The following is a 17426-nucleotide window of genomic DNA, read 5'->3' as shown; positions in this document are numbered from 1 at the left end:
ATGGTCGGCGCGGAAATTCCTAGACGAGCTTTATAGGCAAGAGCTTGGCCCGACACAATGAACTCCGCGCCGCAACTGGCCACGAAACGCCTGTGCACGGCCTGTGGACAAGCTGTGGATAGAGCCGACAAATCCCGGATTCGTCGAGCGAATCGAGGATTGACGCACACAGTGCGCCTACCCATAGTTTAAGGACTGTCACAGCAACAAACGGAGGCACCGATGCTTGCATCACCGTATCTCGCTTCCGGCTGGTTCGGAGTGCGCAAACGCTGAGGTAACCATGCCGGTATCGACCTGAGCCGCGGTCCCTTTTCCAGGACCGCGGCTTTTTGTTTGTCCGGCTTCAGGATCAGTCAGCTTCCAGCCGACCCACCGGCGGGCGGATGGACCCGGTGCCAGTGCTCGGCGATCTCGAGGCGCCGTGTGATCCAGGTCGATCCCTTGGCCTGGACGTGATCCAGAAACTTGGCCAGGGCCCGGGCGCGGCCCGGCCGTCCCACCAGACGCTGGTGCAGGCCGATCGACAGCATGCGCGGGCGTTGCGCTCCCTCGTCCCAGAGCTGGTCGAAGGCGTCGGTGATGTAGCGGAAGAAGTCCTCGCCCGAGCCGTAGGAGGCCGGGGCGCCGAACTTCACGTCGTTGGTGTCCAGCGCATAGGGGATGACCAGGTGATCCGCTCCGTCCACCTTCACCCAGTACGGAAGATCGTCGCTATAACTGTCGCTGTCATAAAGGAAACCGCCCGTCTCTACCAGCAGACGCCGGGTGTTCGGGCTGGGGGCGTAGCGACAGTACCAGCCCTTCAGGCGCTGGCCGGTGAGCCGTTGCGTGATCTCGATGGCGCGGGCGATATGCTCGCGCTCCTCGTCCTCGGTGAGTTCGTAGTGGTTGATCCAGCGCCAGCCATGACCGGCGAAATCCCAGCCGGCCTTGGCCATGGCTTCTGTGGCCACCGGATTGCGCTCCAGCGCCATGGCGCAGGCATAGACCGTCAGCGGCAGGTTGCGCTCGGTGAACAGCCGATGGATGCGCCAGAACCCGGCGCGCGGGCCGTAGTCGTAGAGCGATTCCATGCCCAGATCCCGCTGCCCCGGCGGATGGCGTCCACCGACGACCTCGGACAGGCCACCCTCGTTCTTCGCGTCCCCGTGCAGGATGTTGGTCTCCGACCCCTCCTCCACGTTGAGTACGAAATTCAAGGCGACCCGCGCCCCGTCCGGCCAGGCGGCATGGGGCGGCTCGGCGCCGTAGCCGATGAGATCCCGGGGATAGTCGCTCATGCCGTCGTCTCCTGTGCCAGTCGGGCAGCACCGGTACCGGCGATCCGTCCAAGCGTGACCGCCGTCACCAGCCCGTTGCCGGAAAGGTACCCCTCCACACCGGAGCCGGACAGACCCACCGCGGCCCCGCCGCCGGCGAACAGGTTCGGCAGCGGCTCCCGTTCCGCGGTCAGCACCCGGGCCGAAGTGTCGATCGACAGCCCGCCCTGGGTATGGAACAGCGCGCCGGTGACCCGCACGGCGAAATATGGCGGCGTGTCCAGGGTCGGGGCTGTGGTGAAGTCTCGGCCGAATGGATCTTCCAGCTGCCCCGCCGCGGCTTCCGTCGCATGGGCCAAAGTCGCCGCCAAACGGTCGCGCGGGCAACCGATCAGGTCTGCCAGCGCCGCCAGATCCGGCAGCTCGCGGATCGCACCCATCCCGTGGGCGCCGCGATAATCCTCGTGCCGCATGCCGAGCTCGTGCAGGCGCCGGTCGTAGACGTTCCAGGCGATGCCGCCGGGCTGCGCCAACACCTTCAGAGCCTGTTCGGAATAGCCGGCATGCTCGTTGGAGAAGCGCGCGCCCTCGGTATTGACCTGCACGCCGCCTTCCATCATCAGCGCCCAGGAGATCAGGGCCCCGTGGGGATGGGCGACGGACCCGTGACCCTGGTAGCTGCCCATCTGGGCGACGGCGGCGCCGAGTTCGGTGCCCCAGCGCACCGCGTCGCCCTGGTTGCCGGTATGGCCGAAATACAGGGCGTCGGCCATTTCCGGGATGTAGCTGCGCAGCATCTCCGGGTTACCGCCATAGCCGTTGCAGGCGAGCACCAGCGCATCGCATCCGATCTCGTCGGTCGAGCCGTCCGGCCGCTCGATCACGACGCCCAGCACCTTGCCGGCACCGTCGGCGATCAGGTCGCGTACCGGCGCCTCGCAGACGATGTCGATGCCTGCCCGCTCCGCTGCGGCGGCGAGCGATCCGACCAGCGCCACCCCGGTCTTCTGCGGATGCGAATGCATCCGGTAGGCGGTGTGGCCGGGATAGCGGAACGCGGTCTCCAGGATGAAGGACTGGCCATGGGCGTCGGCGAGCCATTCCAGTGTCGGCCCCGACGCCTCGCAGACCGCGCGGCCGAGGACCGGATCGCCCTCGCCGTGGTTCTTCTTCTGGATGTCGCCGAGCATCCGGTCGACGCCGTCGTCAGCATTGGCCTCCGCCTGCCAGCGGGTATTGCAGGCCGGGATGTAGCCGGCCGACAGGGATGTGGACCCGGCCGGCACAGGGTCGCGCTCCAGCACCATGACCGCAGCACCCGCGTCATGGGCGGCCAGGGCGGCGATCAGGCCGCAGGCGCCCGCGCCGACGACCAGCACCGGTACATGGGCCTCGGGGCCGCTCTCGCGCCGGACGATACCCATCAGGCAGCCTCCCAGGCGGCGGCCACCTCGGCGATGGTGGCCACGGTGCTCACCGGGCGCAGGGCGTCGAGGGCGGTGCGATGCACCTGCTCGGAGAAGGCGGCACAGCCGTCCTCGAGCACCACCGTCTCCAGGTCGCGCACATGGGCGTCGCGCACCGTGGAGGCGACGCCGCCATTGGTCACGATGCCGGCGAAGATCAGCGTGGTAATGCCCGCCTTCCTCAGAACCCACTCGAGCCGGCTCATGTAGAAGGCTGAAAACGCGACCTTCTCTACCTTAATATCGATCGGCTGTAGTACATCGACCACATCGTGGCCCCAGCCGCCGGACAGGAAGTCGCCCTTGCGCAGGAACGGCCGGATCGCCTTCAGATGCGGCGAGATCATCGGCTCGCCGCCCCTGCCCGGCACCAGGGTGAAGTGGGTGGAGACGATCCACCCACCCTTGGCCCTGACGGCCTCGGCCAGCGGAGCCAGACGGGCCGGGAGGGCGGCGATCTCGTCCGCCTTGGACCCGCCCCGTGCATAGGCGCCGTCGGGGTGGATGAAGTCGTTCTGCAGGTCGACCAGCACCAGGGCGGTGGCCGACGGATCGGGAAAGGCGAGGTCGCCGCTCATGAGGCTTCTCCGATCAGCACGTTGCCATAGGTGTCGACCTCGCCGACCAGCCCGGGCTCGATCAGGATGGTGGTGTCGCTCTGCTCCAGCACGGCCGGACCCCTGATCTCCGCGCCGGCCGGCAGGGCCAGGCGGTCGACGATGGTCGCCTCGTGCCACGCCCCGTCCACATAGACGTCGCGGGTGCCGCGGATCGCGCCCTCGACCGTCGTTCCCGGCTCCGGGGCGAGCAGCGACAGGTCGAAGCGCGGCCGCTTGCCGACCACCGCGACCCGCAGGTTAAGGATCCGCATCGGGATGCCCTTGAGCAGCCGGCCATAGGTGCTCGAATAGGCCGCCTCGAAGGCCGCGCGCACGGCCTCCTTGTCGACCGCCTGGCCCTTGGCCGCCTGAATCGGCACGGCGACGGTGTGGGTCTGGCCGACATAGAGCATGTCGAGTTCGACCACGGTCTCCATGCCCTCCAGGGTCACGCCCGCACCCTTGACGGTCTTCGTGCCCTCGCCGTCCAGCCGGTCGATGGCCGAGCGCAGGGCATCGGCGTCGAGATCGTCCAGCAGCACGTTCCAGGTCTCCACGAAATCCTGGCGCAGGTCGGCAATGGTACAGCCGAGCGCGCTGGTCACGCCCGGATAGCGCGGGACCAGGGCCTTCTTCAGCCCGACCTCGCGGATCAGGGCGCCGGCATGGAGCGAGCCGCCGCCGCCGAACGGCACGGCGACGAACTCCTTGGGATCGTGGCCGCGCTCGATGGACACGACGCGGATGGCGCCGGCCATCTTGGCATTGGCGACCCGGATGATCGCCTCGGCCGCGGCCTCCGGCGTCTCCAGACCAAGCGGGATCGCCACATGGTCGGTGATCGCCTGCCGGGCGGCCGCCACGTCCAGCCTGTCCAGCTTGCCGCCGATCGGCCGGTCGGCGTTGATCCGCCCCAACACCAGATTGGCGTCGGTCACGGTCGGCCTCGTGTTGCCCAGGCCGTAGCAGACCGGCCCCGGATCGGAGCCGGCGCTTTCCGGGCCGACCTGCAGCAGGCCGCCGGCATCGACGCGGGCAATGGACCCGCCGCCGGCGCCGATGGTGATGATCTCGATCATCGGCGAGCGCACGACGAGGCCGAAATCGATGGAGGTCTGGGCCGCCAGGGCGCTCTCGCCCTCAACCACCAGGGAGACGTCGAAGGACGTGCCACCCATGTCGCAGGTGATCAGGTTCGGATAGCCCGCGACCGAGCCGATATGCGCCGCGGCCGTCACGCCGGCCGCCGGGCCGGAGAGAGCGGTGCGGATCGGCACCTTGCGGGCGGTGTCCAGGCTCATGACGCCGCCGTTCGACTGCACGATCAGCACCTGGGCCGGGGATTTCGCCTCACCCAGGGCCTGTTCCAGGCGGGCGAGGTAGCGGCCGACCGGCGGCTGCAGATAGGCGTTCAGCGCCGCCGTCGAACTGCGCTCGAACTCGCGGATCTCCGGGACGATCTGGTGACTGGCGGTGACGTAGTCGTTCGGCCAGACCGAGCGCAGCGCCTCCAGGGCGGCCCGCTCGTTCTCGACATTCGCATAGGCGTTGATGAAGACGATGGCCACGGCCTCGCAACCGAGCTCCTGGAGTCGTCTGGCGGCAGCCTTGACCTCTTCCGGGTCGACTACCTGGCGAACGGTGCCGTCGGCCAGGGTGCGCTCGGCCACGTCCAGGCGCCGGTCGCGCGGCACTATCGGTACGAACTGGCCCCACAGGCCCCAGGTCTGCGGCCGGTCGCGCCGGCGCATCTCCAGGACATCGCGGAAGCCCGAAGTGGTGATCACGCCGGTCACAGCACCCTTGCGTTCCAGCAGGGCGTTGGTGCCGACGGTGGTGCCGTGGACGACGGTGGACAGGGCGGTCAGATCCCCTGCCCCGGCTTCAAGTCCGGACAGGAAGCCGACGGCCTGGTTCGCCGGGGTGGAGGGAACCTTGGCGACGCACGCGGTGCCCGCCGCCTCGTCCAGGACGAAGACATCGGTGAAGGTGCCGCCGACATCGACGCCAGCGATCAGATGGGGGGTGTTCGTATTCATGCTGCTCGAAGCTCGCTGGTCGCTTTTTCGTCGAGGGTGCCGTCTTCGGCGACGACGACCCGGTACCGGTCGCGGGCGGAGGCCACGCTGACATAGCCGAGGCGCACATCCTCGGCCACGCGGGCGGGCTCGCGCTCGATGGGCGGGCCATAGCCGCCCCCACCCGGTGTTTCCAGCAGCACCGACTGACCCTTGGCCAGCTTGATGCCGACCATCTTGGAGGCCATCGGCGGATGCGCCTCGCCGCCGTCCGGTCCGGCCGGATAGGTAAATCGATTCATCGCCGCCGCCTCGCCGCCTACGACGCCGGGCGGGGCGTAGCGGCCGCGCTCGCCGAACAGGAAGGCGTCCGCCTTCTCCTCCAGCAGTTCGATCTCGTAGACGGCACCCAGGCCGCCGCGGTTGCGGCCCGGCCCGCCGGAATCCTCGCGCAGCGCCCATTGCCGGAACATCACCGGATAGGCCGCCTCCAGGATCTCCAGGGGCGGGATCGTGGCGGTGGAGATCGGCGCGTTGCCGTGGTTCAGGCCGTCGCCCTCCGGATGGCCGCCATGGCCGCCGCCGAAGAAGCTGAACATGACCCAGCGCCGCCCGTCCTCGCGCCGGTATCCGGCCAGGGAGAGGGCGTTGATGGTGCCGTAGGCACAGCCGTTGACCCGCTCCGGCGCCGCCTGGGCCAGGGCCTGAAAACTGAGATCGATCAGCCGCAGGATGGTCTCGGTATAGCCGCCGACCGGGCGGGGTGCCTTGGCCGCCAGGATCGAGTTCTCGGGAATGACGAACTCGATCGGCTCAAGCACGCCGGCGTTCGCCGGCACTTCCTGGAAGATGTGTTTCATCGCCACGTAGCAGGCGGCGACCGTGGTCGACCGCGCGATGTTCACCGGGCCCAGGCACGGCGGCGCAGAGCCGGTGAAGTCCAGGGTCAGCTTCTCGCCGGAAACGGTGATCGCCAGTTCCAGCGGCAGCGCCTCGTCGACGATGCCGTCATTGTCGAGGAAGTCCTTGGCCCGGTAGGTCCCGTCCGGCAGGGACGCGATCTGCGCCCGCATCAGGGTCGCGGCCCGGCTCTTCAGTTCCTCGAAGGCGGTGGCGACGGTGGCGTCTCCGTATTCGTCCAGCAGGTCGCGCAACCGCCCCTCGCCCAGCTTGAGCGCGTTGATCTGGCCGTTGAGGTCGCCGTAGAGGCTGTTCGGCAGGCGCGAGTTGGCCTGCAGGATATCGACCACGTCCTGGCGGAACCGTCCGGCCTCGAACAGCTTCACCGGCGGCATCAGAAAGCCTTCCTGGAAGCTCTCCGTGGCCGCCGGGTTGTAGTTCCCCGGGACGTTGCCGCCGACGTCGTGATAATGGCCCACCGACGCCAGGTAGCAGAACACCTTGCCGTCCCGGAAGATCGGCTGGACCAGCCGGAAGTCGGACAGATGGGTGCCGCCGTCATACGGGTCGTTGAAGATATAGACGTCGCCCTCTTCCAGGCCGCCGTCGCGCGCGGCCTTGTCGATCACGGTCTTCACCGCGAAGGCCATCGCGCCGACGAAGATCGGAAGGCCCGACTTGCCCTGCACCAAGGTCTCGCCGGTCTCGGCGTGATACAGCCCGTGGGAAGCGTCGTGCGCCTCCGCGATGATCGGGTTGAAGGCGCTGCGGAACAGCGTGGCGTCCATTTCGTCCGCGATCTGTTCCAGACGGCCGTTCAAGACCGCCAGCGTGACGGGATCAATCGTCCCCATCTGTTCCTGTTCCTTTACGAGTTGAACCCTGTGCCACCGCGGCGGCGTCGTATTTGGCGCCCTCCTCCAGCATCTGCGGCGTGCCGAGCACGTCGTTGAGGCCCTTGAGGTCGAGCATCCGGTCGCGCCAGGGCGCGGTTGTGCCGTGCTGCTTGAGAGAGGCGAAATAGGCCTGCAGGGCGGGCACCATGGCCCGCGCCGTGCCGCCCGGGAAGATCACCACCTTGAAGCCGTGTTCCGCCATCTGCTCGGTGGAGCGGATCGGGGTCGCCCCGCCCTCCACCATGTTGGCGAGCAGCGGCACGCGGCCGGCGAAGCGGCGGGAAATCTCGGCGATCTGCGCGTCGCTCTCCGGCGCCTCGACGAAGAGCAGGTCGACGCCAGCCTCGACATAGCGCTCGGCTCTGTCCAGGGCGGCTTCGAATCCTTCCACGGCGATGGCGTCGGTGCGGGCCATGATCAGCGTGTCCTGACGCGCATCCAGGGCGGCGCGCAGCTTGCCGACCATCTCGTCGGCGCTGACCAAACCCTTGCCCTTGAGATGGCCGCAGCGCTTGGGCAGCGACTGGTCCTCAAGCTGGATCACGTCGGCGCCGGCCCGCTCGTATTCGCGGACCGTGCGCTGGACGCTAAGGGCATTTCCGTGGCCGTTGTCGCCGTCGACGATCATCGGGATGGAAATGCGTTCGCGGATCGCCGTCAGGGTGTCGGCGATCTCGCGCAGCCCCATCAGCCCGATATCCGGGCGGCCGAGGCGGGTATAGGCGATGCCGGCGCCGCTGACATAGGCGGCGTCGAACCCGGCCTGCTCCACCAGCAGGCCGGTCAGCGCGTCCCAGCAGCCGGGGGCAAGCACGATCCCCTCGCCCTGAAGCAGGGCGCGCATACGCTCCGTCGTTTGCGTCATGGATCTACTCCCCGGCCTCGGCGAGGGAGACTGCGTTGAGCCGGCGGGTCAGCGCGTTGATGTCGTCCAGCTCCTCCAGACGGAAGCAGTCCTCGTAGATCCCACGCGCCACCGCGTCCGGCCAGACCAGACCGGTCAGCTCGGCGTATTTGCGGTCGAGTTCGACGTCGTCGTAGGGGTCTTCGGTGTCGCCGCGGTTGGTCTTGGTCTCCGCCTCCAGCACGCTGCCGTCGGTCAGGGTGACGATCACCCGGGCCGGGCGGAAATCCGGCATCAGGGCGGTCAGGGCCGGATCCTCGGCCACCTCCACCTTGTCGGCAAAGGCCTGGATCGTCTCGTCCAGCACCTTGTCCCAGGTGAAGCTTTCCACCCCGCTGGAACCGTTGATCAGGGTCGAGGCGACGGCGAAGGGCACCGAGAACTTTCCGGCCAGCGTGTTCTTCGGCGAGGTGTCGCTGAGCTGGGCGGCGAGCGAATAGGTCTCCACCCGCACCTTCTGCACCTCGTCGGGGCTCAGGCCGCCGCGCTTGTCGACGATCATCGCCAGGGCATCGAGGGTGCCGTGGTTGTAGCGGCAGCAGGCGTGGCGCTTGAAGTAGTTGCGGGCGATCTCCCAGCGCGAGCCGAGCTCACGGGTCATCTCCTCCGGTTTCCACTCGGTCGAGATCACCGTGCCCCAGATGGTCGACAGGCCGTCGGCCTCGCCGGTGAAGCCGCTCTCCACCATTTGCCAGGCGAGGATGCCCATCTGGCCGGAGAATCCGGCGAAGGAGTTCCGCACCGTGCCGCCCTGCAGCATAGTCTGCCGGCTGGTGGCGAGGCCGAGGCTGGAGGCGACGTTGATGGTCTCGCGGATCTTGGCGGCATCCGCCCCGGCCAGCTTGGCGACGGCGACGGCGGCCCCGACGGTGCCCCAGGTGCCGTGCGGGTGCATGGTCGGCAGGATCTTTGCGGCGATGCCGATGCGCGCGCCGATCTCGTATCCGAGGATCGCGGCGGTCAGAACCTCCGTCCCCGACTTGCCATGGGCCTCGCCGAAGGCCAGGGCGGCCGGGATGGCGTGGATGCCCGGATGGCCGCGGCTGTACTGGTTGCCCTCGTCCAGTTCCAGGAAGGTGCCGGCGGTACCGTTGAGGAAGGCGGCCTTGGCGGGTTCGGTGCGCAGGCCGGTGCCGATGATGCTGGACTCGCCACCCGCCACGGGCACGAGTTTCGCCTTGAGCGCCTGCACCTCCGGCTCGCGCGCACCCGCGCCGATCGCGGCCATTGTGTCTGCGAAGACACGATGGCCCCGATCGACCGCCGCCGGCGCGATATCCGCCAGCGTGGTGTTCGCGATGAAGTCGCAGACCGTATCCAGATACCCGGTCATCTCATCCTCCCATGGGTAAAGTTCTTAACGGGCCGACATCATCCGCCGCTCCAGTCGCGAGAGCAGACGGACCATCGGCCACAGCATCAGCAGATAGATCGCCGCCACCGCCATCAGCGGGGTGGCGTTGTAGACAAGTCCCTGGGCCACGCGGCCCATGCGCAGCAGTTCCGGCAGGGCCACCACGCTGGCGATCGACGTCGCTTTGATCAGCTCGATTGTATTCGATGTCAGATCCGGCGCCACATTGCGCAAGGCCTGGGGCAGGATCACGTAGATCATTGCCTGCACCCGGGTGAGCCCTGTGGAGCGCGCCGCCTCCATCTGGCCGGCGGGAATGCTCTCGATGCCGGCCCGTACGATCTCGCCGTAATAACTGCCGGAATTGAAGGTGAAGGCGACCAGCACCGCGGCGAAGGGCGGGACGTCCCAACCGAAGAACGGCAGGCCGTAGGTGACGTAGATCAGCAGCACCAGCGGCGGGATCGAGCGGAAGAAGTCGACGAACACCACCAGCCCCCAGTTCAGCGCCCGGATGTGGAAGCTGTGCACGGTCGCCAGGAACACGCCGAAGCAGAAGCCCAGCGGCACCACGGCGAGGCAGAGCTTGACGGTCATCCACCAGCCGCTCATCAGCAGCGGCCAGACCTCGCGCAGGCTGTCCTCGTTGAAGAAGCTGAACTTGATGACTTCCCAGTCGAGCATGATCGTCCCTCCCCCTCACCGCTTCCAGGCGTAGCGGGTCTCGACCCAGCGCGACGCCATGGTGAGCGGGAAGAAAATCAGCAGGTAGCCGATCGCCGCCATGGTCAGCGGCGAGGTGTTGGCGGCATAGGCGAGTGAGGTCTGCGCCACAGTCAGCATCTCCTCCACCGTCACCACGCTGGCCAGCGCGGTATTCTTGGTGATGGCGATGGTGCGGTTGGTCAGCGGCGGGATGGTCATCCGGATCGCCTGGGGGATCACCACGTAGAACAGGGTCTGGGTGAAGCCGAGGCCGGTGGAGCGCGACGCCTCCCACTGGCCCCTGTTCACCGAGGTGATGCCGGCCCAGTAGATCTCCTCGGCGAAGGCGGCGAGCACAGAAGCCAGCACGATCCACGAGATCACGAAGGCCGACATGGTGATGCCGATGAATGGCAGGCCGAAATAGAAGATGATCAGGATCACCAGCGGCGGCAGCGCTCGGAACAGGTCGACGAACAGGATGATCAGCCAGTTCACCGGCCGGACCTGGAACGCCCGCACGACCGCCAGCGCCAGGCCGAACAGCAGACCGGTCACGATCACCGAAAGGGCGAGCTGGATGGTGACCAGAAAGCCCGCCGCCACGTCCGGCAGGTAGCGGGCCATGATCTCCAGATTGAAGAACTGATCGAGGAAGCGCTCCATCTCGACGCCTCAGTGCCCGGTGACGCTGTGCAGGAACGACTTCAGCCGGTCCGAGCGTGCGTCGGTGAAGATCCGCTCCGGTGTGCCCTCCTCCACCACCAGGCCGCCATCCATGAAGATGACCCGGTCGGCGGCGTCGCGGGCGAAGCGCATCTCGTGGCTGACCACGACCATGGTCATCCCGCTCTCCCGCAGCTCGCGCATCACCTCCAGCACCGAGCCGACCAGTTCGGGGTCCAAAGCGGAGGTCGGTTCGTCGAACAGAATGACGTCGGGTTCCATGGCGATGGCCCGGGCGATCGCCACCCGCTGCTGCTGACCGCCGGAAAGCTCTGTCGGGTGATTGCCCGCCTTGTCTGCGAGACCGACCCGTTGAAGCGCGGCCTGGGCGCGGTCCTCTGCCTCGCTGCGCGCCATCTTCTTCACCTTGCGCAGGGCGAGGGACACGTTCCCCAGGGCCGACATGTGCGGGTAGAGATTGAACTGCTGGAACACCATGCCGATGCGCTGGCGCACCTTGTTGATGTCGACGCTGCGGTTGGTGATCTCCTCGCCGGTGATCTTCACCTGGCCGCTGGTCGGCTGTTCCAGCAGGTTGCAGCAGCGCAGCATGGTGCTCTTGCCGGATCCGGACGGGCCGATGATGAACACCAGCTCCTGCGGGGCGACCGTGAGGTTGACGCCCTTCAACGCCTCGAAATCGCCGAAGGATTTATGGATGTCATAGGCCTCGACGACAAATCTCGATGGGGCGGTTTGGGCATGCGCCATAGGGGACCTCGCGCGAACGGACGGCGGCTGGAGCGGTGGGAGCCGCCGGCCACACGAGGCGGCCGGCGGCGATTGTCTGGTCCTCAGCAGCCGCTGTCGGACGCGGTCTCGTCGTATCCGGGCATGCCGGGCACGCCGATGCCGGGCTCGACCTTGTAGGCGGCACCGCCCTCGATCGGCTTCTGACCGGTCCACTTCTCATGGATCTCCGCGACCGTACCGTCGGCCTTCATGCACTCGATCACCTTCTCGAACTTGGCGCGCAGCTCGGCGTTCGAGGTGTCGAAGGCAAAGGCGCCGACGCTGCCCGACTTGATGACCAGCGTGGATGGGACGACCAGCGGATTCTTCTTCGCCGTCCAGCCGACCACGGTGTCGCCGGCGAAGTTGGCGTCGGCCCGGCCGGCGGCCACGGCGGCGATGGCGTCGGCGTTCTTGCCGAAGCGCTCGATCTTCCAGCCGTACTCATCCTGACGCTCGGACAGGTACTTGTCGTAGAAGTTGCCTTTGTTGACCGCGATGGTCTTGCCCTTCAGGTCCTCCAGCTTCTCGACCTGCGGCGCGCCGCGCTTGATCAGGAACTGGTAGTTCACCTCGAAATACGGCTCGCCGAAGAGCATCTTCTCGGCCCGCTCCTCGGTCACGGTCGTCGGGGCGATGATGGCGACGTATTTCCCGGCCGCCAGACCGGCGAAGATGCCGGACCACTCCTGGTCGACGATCTCGTATTCCACACCCAGCCGCTTGGCGGCCTCGGCGGTCAGGTCGACGTTGTAGCCTTCCACGCCGCCGGCCGGCACGGCCATCACATGGGGCGCGTAGCCGACATCGGCGGCGAACTTCATGGTCTCGGCCGAGACCGGGCCCGCGACCGCAAGCCCCAGCGCTGCGACGGCCCCCAAAAGCACAGACTTTTTCATAACCAACCTCCGTCTCCTGTTCAGGTTCAGGCGATCTCTCGCCGTTGGTGCGCGCCCCGTTCTTGTGCAGGGTCCCGCACGTCAGTTCATTCTCTCCCTACTCCCCGGCATCGTCGGCGGCGTTCCAGATGTCACCGGCCGAGAAAGGGGTTCCGGTCACCGCCTCGGGCGACCAGCCGGCCTCGGCGTCGCCGCCGCGGCTCAGGGTCATGGTCAGCCGGTAAAGGTCCGATCGGTACAGCGCCACGAGCAGCTCGATCGCCCGACCCTCGCCGTCGCGCACCACCCGGCGGATGCGCAGCAGCGGCGCGCCCACGCCGATTCCCAGCCGGTCGGCCACCACCATGTCCGCCAAGGTCGCCGAGACCGCCTGATCGGCGGCGGCGGGCGTCACCCCGGCGCGTTCCAGCAGGGTCAGCAGCGGGGTATTGGCCATGTCCGATTTTTCGAATCGGCGACCGATCTCTTCCGGCACATGGGTGGTCAGATGGGAGAACGGATCGCCGCCGATCGAGCGCACGCGCACCGCGCGCTGGACGGTAGTGCCGACGGCTAGGCCCAGGGCCGCGGCCACGTCGTCTTCAGCCGGCCCGTAGCCGAATTCCTTCACCGAGACCTCGGTCTCCCCGCCCATGGCGAGCAACGCGTCGAACGCACCGGTTCCCTGGCCGGAGATCCTCACCCCGGCGCGGCCTTCGACGACCCGCGTGCCGCGGCCGCGTTCCCGCACGACGAGTCCGTCATTGGCCAGCTCGTCCAGCGCCCGCTTGGCGGTGATTCTCGACACGCCGTGGAACTCCGCCAGATCCTGTTCGCTCGGCAGGGTGCCGCCGGTGCCGAACTCGCCGTCGACGATGCGCTGGCGCATGATCAGGTAGATCTGATGGTAGAGCGGCGAGCGGAACCGGCCCAGTGCCCCGGCCTCCCCGCCGGCGGGTCGCTCCGCAGCCCGACCGGCCGCCTGCGAGAGACGGGAATCACGGCCGGAGCGGGGCAAACGGGATCTCATGAAATGATATAATGATATATCTTTTAGGCGTGACAAGACTCGAAATGCTGCACCTGCTCACAGGGTGGGTCGAGGAACCGGGCGCAGGTGTCGTCGGGAATTTCAGGGCCGCGACGTTGCAAAATCGACCGGCGACGCGGATCAACCGGTCGCGGCGGACCCGCCGGGGCCGGAAGCCTCTTGCACGGGCATGCCGGCTCGGGTATCACGCCTCTCCCGCTCAGACACGGCCCCGTGGCAGAGTGGTTATGCAGAGGACTGCAAATCCTTGTACATCGGTTCGATTCCGGTCGGGGCCTCCAGAGTGGGAAACAAGGCGACATTCGTCTTGAACGACATCGGACAGGACGCTATACAGCGCGGTCTCTGGTCCCGGGTAGCTCAGTGGTAGAGCGAGCGGCTGTTAACCGCTTGGTCGGGGGTTCGAATCCCTCCCCGGGAGCCAGCTTTTCAGGCACCAATCCGACAGACTGACGCAGACCAACCGGCCGGACGGTTCCGTCCGTCGTCATGCCATGTCGAAACGGCAGCCACCTTATATGTGCCTGGCTGAGGCGCGATCCGATGGCTGGGCGAGGTCCACGCCGTCGCCATGGTGTCCATCGATCGCCAAACATGCATAATCGTAGGAAGAAAAAACCAGCATGATGTCCGTCCCTCACGCCGGCGAGGCAGTTTGGCAAGGCATTTGGGACGGGCAGTGAGTGACAGACGGATGATCAACCCCAGTCAATGCCGAGGCGCCCGCGCCCTGCTTGGCATTACCCAGCAGCAGCTCGCCGATCTTGCCGGAATCAGCAAGCGCACGGTGATCGAGTTCGAAGGCGGCATACGCGTTCCCCTGACAACGACGAGCCGAAGCCTGCAATGGGCGCTGGAGAATGCCGGCATCGAGTTTCTACGCGGCAACGGAGCCGGATCCGGCGTCCGATTCCGGAACCCGGAGGTCGAGGACTCCCTGCTGCCCCGTATGGTCGCCCGGCGATCGTTTCTGGACCGATCCGGCCTGCTGAAAGGCGGAAACACCGACGCGCGGCAGAACTGGCCGTCCAACCGGCCGACCCAGGACGGGGCTTTCCAAGACGGCGCGGTATCGGCCAGGACCTACGAGGTAACGGAACTCTCCATTCGCGATTTCGAGCGGCTCGCCTCGTCGGAGCAGCGGCAGGCGCTGGACTTGTTCAGGGCCGGCTTGGGTCAGGTGCCCGAGGATATCGCCAGGAGGGCGACCATGACCCGGGTCGACGGCGACCGCATGCTGATGGAGTGGCAGGGGGCCGGCATCCAGCTCTTCCCCAGGAACGCCAGCCTGGCCGGCATGCCGCTGTCAGAGCTGCCGGACGCGAACTACGGCCGGTGGGCCGAGGGGCGGATGCTGCGGGCCTATCAGGCCGGGGAGCCGATCTTCGAGCTGTGCCACGGAATGGTCGAGGTCGACGGCAACCGGACTGTCTGGCGCTATTACTCCCTGCGTCTCCCCCGTCCCGACGGACGCACCCTCACCGTCACCGCCCGGGCTTAGGTCCGTTCCCGGTCAGACCAGGTCCTTCGGCGTGATGAACCGGCGCAGGTCCGCCCCTTTGGGCGCAAGCGCCGCCCAGCCGCTGGCCGCCTCCAGGGTGGCCAGCGCGCAGGTCGGGAACTTCACGCCGACGCCGGCGCCGGTCAACAGGCCCACGGCGTCCTCCATCCCGGGATTATGCCCGATCACCAGGGCAACCCGGGTCCGTACCGGGATCGATTTCAGGCGGGTAACCAGTTGCGCCGCGCTGGCCATGTAGATGTCCCGGGTGGTCTCGACAGGCACGCCCTCGGGCAGGCCGGCGCGCAGGATCTCCAGAGTGTCCCGGGTCCGGCGGGCGCTGGAACACAGAACGAAATCCGGCGCGATCCCCTGCTGTCGGCAATAGACCGCCATGGCGGCGGCGGCCCGTTCGCCGCGCGGCGCCAGTGGCCGGTCATGGTCAGCCTCTCCGCCGTCCCAGTCGGACTTGGCGTGCCGCATCAGGTGCAGCGTGATCATGACGCCGCTTCGTCGTCGGTGTCGCCTTCCAGCGTCGTCACGATTGAGATTTCCGAGTGGAGGGTGCGGTGCACCGGGCATCTGTCGGCGATCTCGCGAAGCTTGGCCCGCTGATCGGCGTCGAAGTCCCCTTCGATCACCAGGACCCTGTCGATCCGGTCGATCTTGGCCTCGCGGGACTCGCAGTCCGCGCAATCCTCGGCATGCACCTTGGCATGGCGCAGACGGGTCTCCAGCCGGTCGAAGGTCCAGCCCTTACGGTCGGCATACATCTTCAGGGTCATGTTGGTGCAGGCCCCGAGCCCGGCCAACAGGAAGTCATAGGGGCCGGGGCCGCTATCTGTACCGCCGACCGAGACCGGCTCATCGGCCCGCAGCCGGTGGTGGGGACCCGCAGCGATCCACTGCGGAAACTTGCCGTCTCCGGCATCGGCGACCACCACTTCCCCTTCCTCGGCGCGCACGCCATCTGGTCTGGAGTCCTCCAGGAAGCGTTCGGCCCAGCCCGCCAGAACGGCAGCCACATAGGCGCTGTCGGCCTTGCGCGTCAGCAGGTGGTCCGCCTTGTCTAGGGAGACGAAGCTCTTGGGGTGCTTGGCGGCGACGAAGATCTCGGTCGCGTTGTTTATGCCGACGATCTCGTCAAGGGGCGCGTGAAAGATCAGCAGGTCCTTGCGCAGGGCCGTCACCATGTCCGTCAGGCGATGGTCGCGTAGATCCTCCACGAAGGAACGCCGGATCTGGAACCGACGGCCGCCGAGCTCGACATCCGCAGCGCCGTCACGCTCGATGGCCTCGAGGCTTCCCTTGAAGTTATGGATCACATGCGTCGGATCCGACGGTGCGCCGATCGTCGCCACGCCGCGCACCTCTTCGATCCGCGCCGCGGCGGCCAGCACCGCCGCGCCGCCCAGGGAATGCCCCACCAGAATGGTCGGAGCCCGATACTCCCGGCGCATGAAATCGGCCGCGGCGACTAGGTCGTCCACGTTCGAGGCGAAGGTGGTGTTGGCGAACTCGCCCTCGCTGTGGCCGAGGCCGGTGAAGTCGAATCGCAACACGGCGATCCCGCGCTCGGCGAGACCCGTGGCGATGTGGCGGGCGGCGGCGAGATCCTTCGAACAGGTGAAACAGTGCGCGAAGAGCGCATATCCGCGGGTCGGGCCCGTCGGACGGTCGATCCGGGCTGCGAGCGTATCGCCCAAAGCCCCGGTGAAGTTGACACTTTCCGTACGCACAGCCATGGTCGATCTCACTGGTTGGCGGGGACTTAGGGGGTTCTACCACATGGCGGTTGAGGGGGAAGCGATAGCCTATGGTGGCCGTGAACCGGCGCCTGTCGATATCCGCTTCGCAACCCCGGCCGACGCGGACGCGCTCGCGCTGCTCAGCCAGGAGCTGCTGGCCTTCTACTCCCTGCCCGTCCATTACCAGCGGTCGTACATGGCCCACGTGATCGCCGACAAGGCGTTCCGAGAGCCGCCGGCGGTCGAGATCCTGATCGCCAACGGTGCCGATCGGGCGGTCGGCTTTCTCGTCTTCAACGAGACCTTCGCGCTGGCCAACTGCCAGAGCGCGGTGTTCATCCAGGACCTGTTCGTCACCCGCAAGGCGCGGACCGGCGGGATCGGCCGCCGGCTGATGAGCCGGCTGGCGGAGATCTGCGTGGAACGTGGGGTGACCCAGCTCGATTGGACCGCGGACCCCTGGAACGACAAGGCGCGGACCTTCTACGAATCCATGGGGCCGCTGCTGAAGAGCGAGAAGATGTATTATCGGATGCTGGGTCCGCGCCTCGCCAAGCTGGCGGAGCAGGGCGACGGCTGACTTCCCTCGTTCGCATCCGCGATCACTGTATTGACCGTCCTGCGGCCGGTTTCCCCCTCGCCTGCGCTTTATCCCCGCGTTCCGTCCGGCTAGGCTCCCAGCAACG

Annotated in this window: 16 protein-coding genes and 2 tRNA genes; 4 read left to right on the top strand and 14 right to left on the bottom strand. The window is 67.3% G+C overall.

The features are described from left to right. Positions 1-356: 356 nt before the first annotated feature. The 12 genes from puuE to G578_RS26400 all read right to left on the bottom strand — a co-directional run bounded on the left by puuE (position 357) and on the right by G578_RS26400 (position 13470). The gene (puuE, locus tag G578_RS0114170; RefSeq protein ID WP_028794789.1) at positions 357-1283 is read right to left on the bottom strand and encodes an allantoinase PuuE; all 927 of its coding nucleotides are present in this window, start codon (positions 1281-1283) and stop codon (positions 357-359) included. Beyond that, entirely contained in the window at positions 1280-2686 is a 1407-nt protein-coding gene (locus G578_RS0114165; protein WP_028794788.1) for an FAD-dependent oxidoreductase, read from the bottom strand. The genes puuE and G578_RS0114165 overlap by 4 nt, the downstream gene beginning before the upstream one ends. Further along, complete coding sequence (locus G578_RS0114160; protein WP_028794787.1) at positions 2686-3306, bottom strand: cysteine hydrolase family protein; 621 nt, start codon at positions 3304-3306, stop codon at positions 2686-2688. The genes G578_RS0114165 and G578_RS0114160 overlap by 1 nt, the downstream gene beginning before the upstream one ends. Continuing rightward, positions 3303-5366, bottom strand: a complete 2064-nt coding sequence (locus G578_RS0114155) for a hydantoinase/oxoprolinase family protein (RefSeq protein WP_028794786.1) — start codon at positions 5364-5366, stop codon at positions 3303-3305. The genes G578_RS0114160 and G578_RS0114155 overlap by 4 nt, the downstream gene beginning before the upstream one ends. Beyond that, positions 5363-7099 carry a hydantoinase B/oxoprolinase family protein gene (locus G578_RS0114150; RefSeq protein WP_028794785.1) on the bottom strand — a complete coding sequence of 579 codons (1737 nt, stop codon included), beginning with the start codon at positions 7097-7099 and terminating at the stop codon, positions 5363-5365. Before G578_RS0114150 ends, G578_RS0114155 begins: the two co-directional genes overlap by 4 nt. Next, a complete protein-coding gene (locus tag G578_RS26410) occupies positions 7086-8006 on the bottom strand; it encodes an isocitrate lyase/PEP mutase family protein (RefSeq protein ID WP_084618888.1) in 921 nt (306 codons plus the stop codon). Before G578_RS26410 ends, G578_RS0114150 begins: the two co-directional genes overlap by 14 nt. A gap of 4 nt (positions 8007-8010) precedes the next feature. Further along, on the bottom strand, positions 8011-9378 hold the full coding sequence (locus G578_RS26405) for an MmgE/PrpD family protein (protein WP_051244800.1): 1368 nt from the start codon (positions 9376-9378) through the stop codon (positions 8011-8013). A gap of 24 nt (positions 9379-9402) precedes the next feature. Continuing rightward, positions 9403-10083, bottom strand: a complete 681-nt coding sequence (locus G578_RS0114135; protein WP_028794784.1) for an amino acid ABC transporter permease — start codon at positions 10081-10083, stop codon at positions 9403-9405. A gap of 15 nt (positions 10084-10098) precedes the next feature. Then, the gene (locus G578_RS0114130; RefSeq protein ID WP_028794783.1) at positions 10099-10770 is read right to left on the bottom strand and encodes an amino acid ABC transporter permease; all 672 of its coding nucleotides are present in this window, start codon (positions 10768-10770) and stop codon (positions 10099-10101) included. 9 nt (positions 10771-10779) lie between these two features. Next, positions 10780-11541 (bottom strand): amino acid ABC transporter ATP-binding protein, encoded by a 762-nt coding sequence (locus G578_RS0114125; protein WP_028794782.1) that lies wholly within the window; start codon positions 11539-11541, stop codon positions 10780-10782. 83 nt (positions 11542-11624) lie between these two features. Further along, the gene (locus tag G578_RS0114120) at positions 11625-12461 is read right to left on the bottom strand and encodes a transporter substrate-binding domain-containing protein (protein WP_038014195.1); all 837 of its coding nucleotides are present in this window, start codon (positions 12459-12461) and stop codon (positions 11625-11627) included. A gap of 97 nt (positions 12462-12558) precedes the next feature. Then, on the bottom strand, positions 12559-13470 hold the full coding sequence (locus G578_RS26400) for a GntR family transcriptional regulator (protein ID WP_084618887.1): 912 nt from the start codon (positions 13468-13470) through the stop codon (positions 12559-12561). 228 nt (positions 13471-13698) lie between these two features. Between G578_RS26400 and G578_RS0114110 the strand changes: the two genes are divergently transcribed. From G578_RS0114110 to G578_RS30025, 3 genes are all read left to right on the top strand, one after another. Continuing rightward, positions 13699-13772 (top strand) — tRNA-Cys (locus G578_RS0114110). 68 nt (positions 13773-13840) lie between these two features. Next, a tRNA-Asn gene (locus G578_RS0114105) sits at positions 13841-13915 on the top strand. 270 nt (positions 13916-14185) lie between these two features. Further along, positions 14186-14992, top strand: coding sequence for a helix-turn-helix transcriptional regulator (locus G578_RS30025; RefSeq protein WP_211228906.1), 807 nt, complete (start codon positions 14186-14188; stop codon positions 14990-14992). A 12-nt stretch (positions 14993-15004) separates the two neighbouring features. Here G578_RS30025 and G578_RS0114095 read toward each other — a convergent pair whose 3' ends face one another. Both G578_RS0114095 and G578_RS0114090 read right to left on the bottom strand, forming a co-directional pair. Continuing rightward, positions 15005-15493, bottom strand: coding sequence for a SixA phosphatase family protein (locus G578_RS0114095; RefSeq protein ID WP_028794780.1), 489 nt, complete (start codon positions 15491-15493; stop codon positions 15005-15007). Then, on the bottom strand, positions 15490-16737 hold the full coding sequence (locus tag G578_RS0114090) for a bifunctional alpha/beta hydrolase/OsmC family protein (protein WP_028794779.1): 1248 nt from the start codon (positions 16735-16737) through the stop codon (positions 15490-15492). Before G578_RS0114090 ends, G578_RS0114095 begins: the two co-directional genes overlap by 4 nt. Before the next feature lie 43 nt (positions 16738-16780). Here G578_RS0114090 and G578_RS28485 point away from each other — a divergent pair, with 43 nt between their 5' ends. Beyond that, positions 16781-17320 carry a GNAT family N-acetyltransferase gene (locus tag G578_RS28485; RefSeq protein ID WP_051244799.1) on the top strand — a complete coding sequence of 180 codons (540 nt, stop codon included), beginning with the start codon at positions 16781-16783 and terminating at the stop codon, positions 17318-17320. Positions 17321-17426: the final 106 nt, after the last annotated feature.

Source organism: Thalassobaculum salexigens DSM 19539 (genome assembly GCF_000423805.1).
GTDB lineage: Bacteria > Pseudomonadota > Alphaproteobacteria > Thalassobaculales > Thalassobaculaceae > Thalassobaculum > Thalassobaculum litoreum.
The sequence above is the reverse complement of the archived record's forward strand: the minus strand, read 5'-3'. Positions and strand labels throughout refer to the sequence as shown.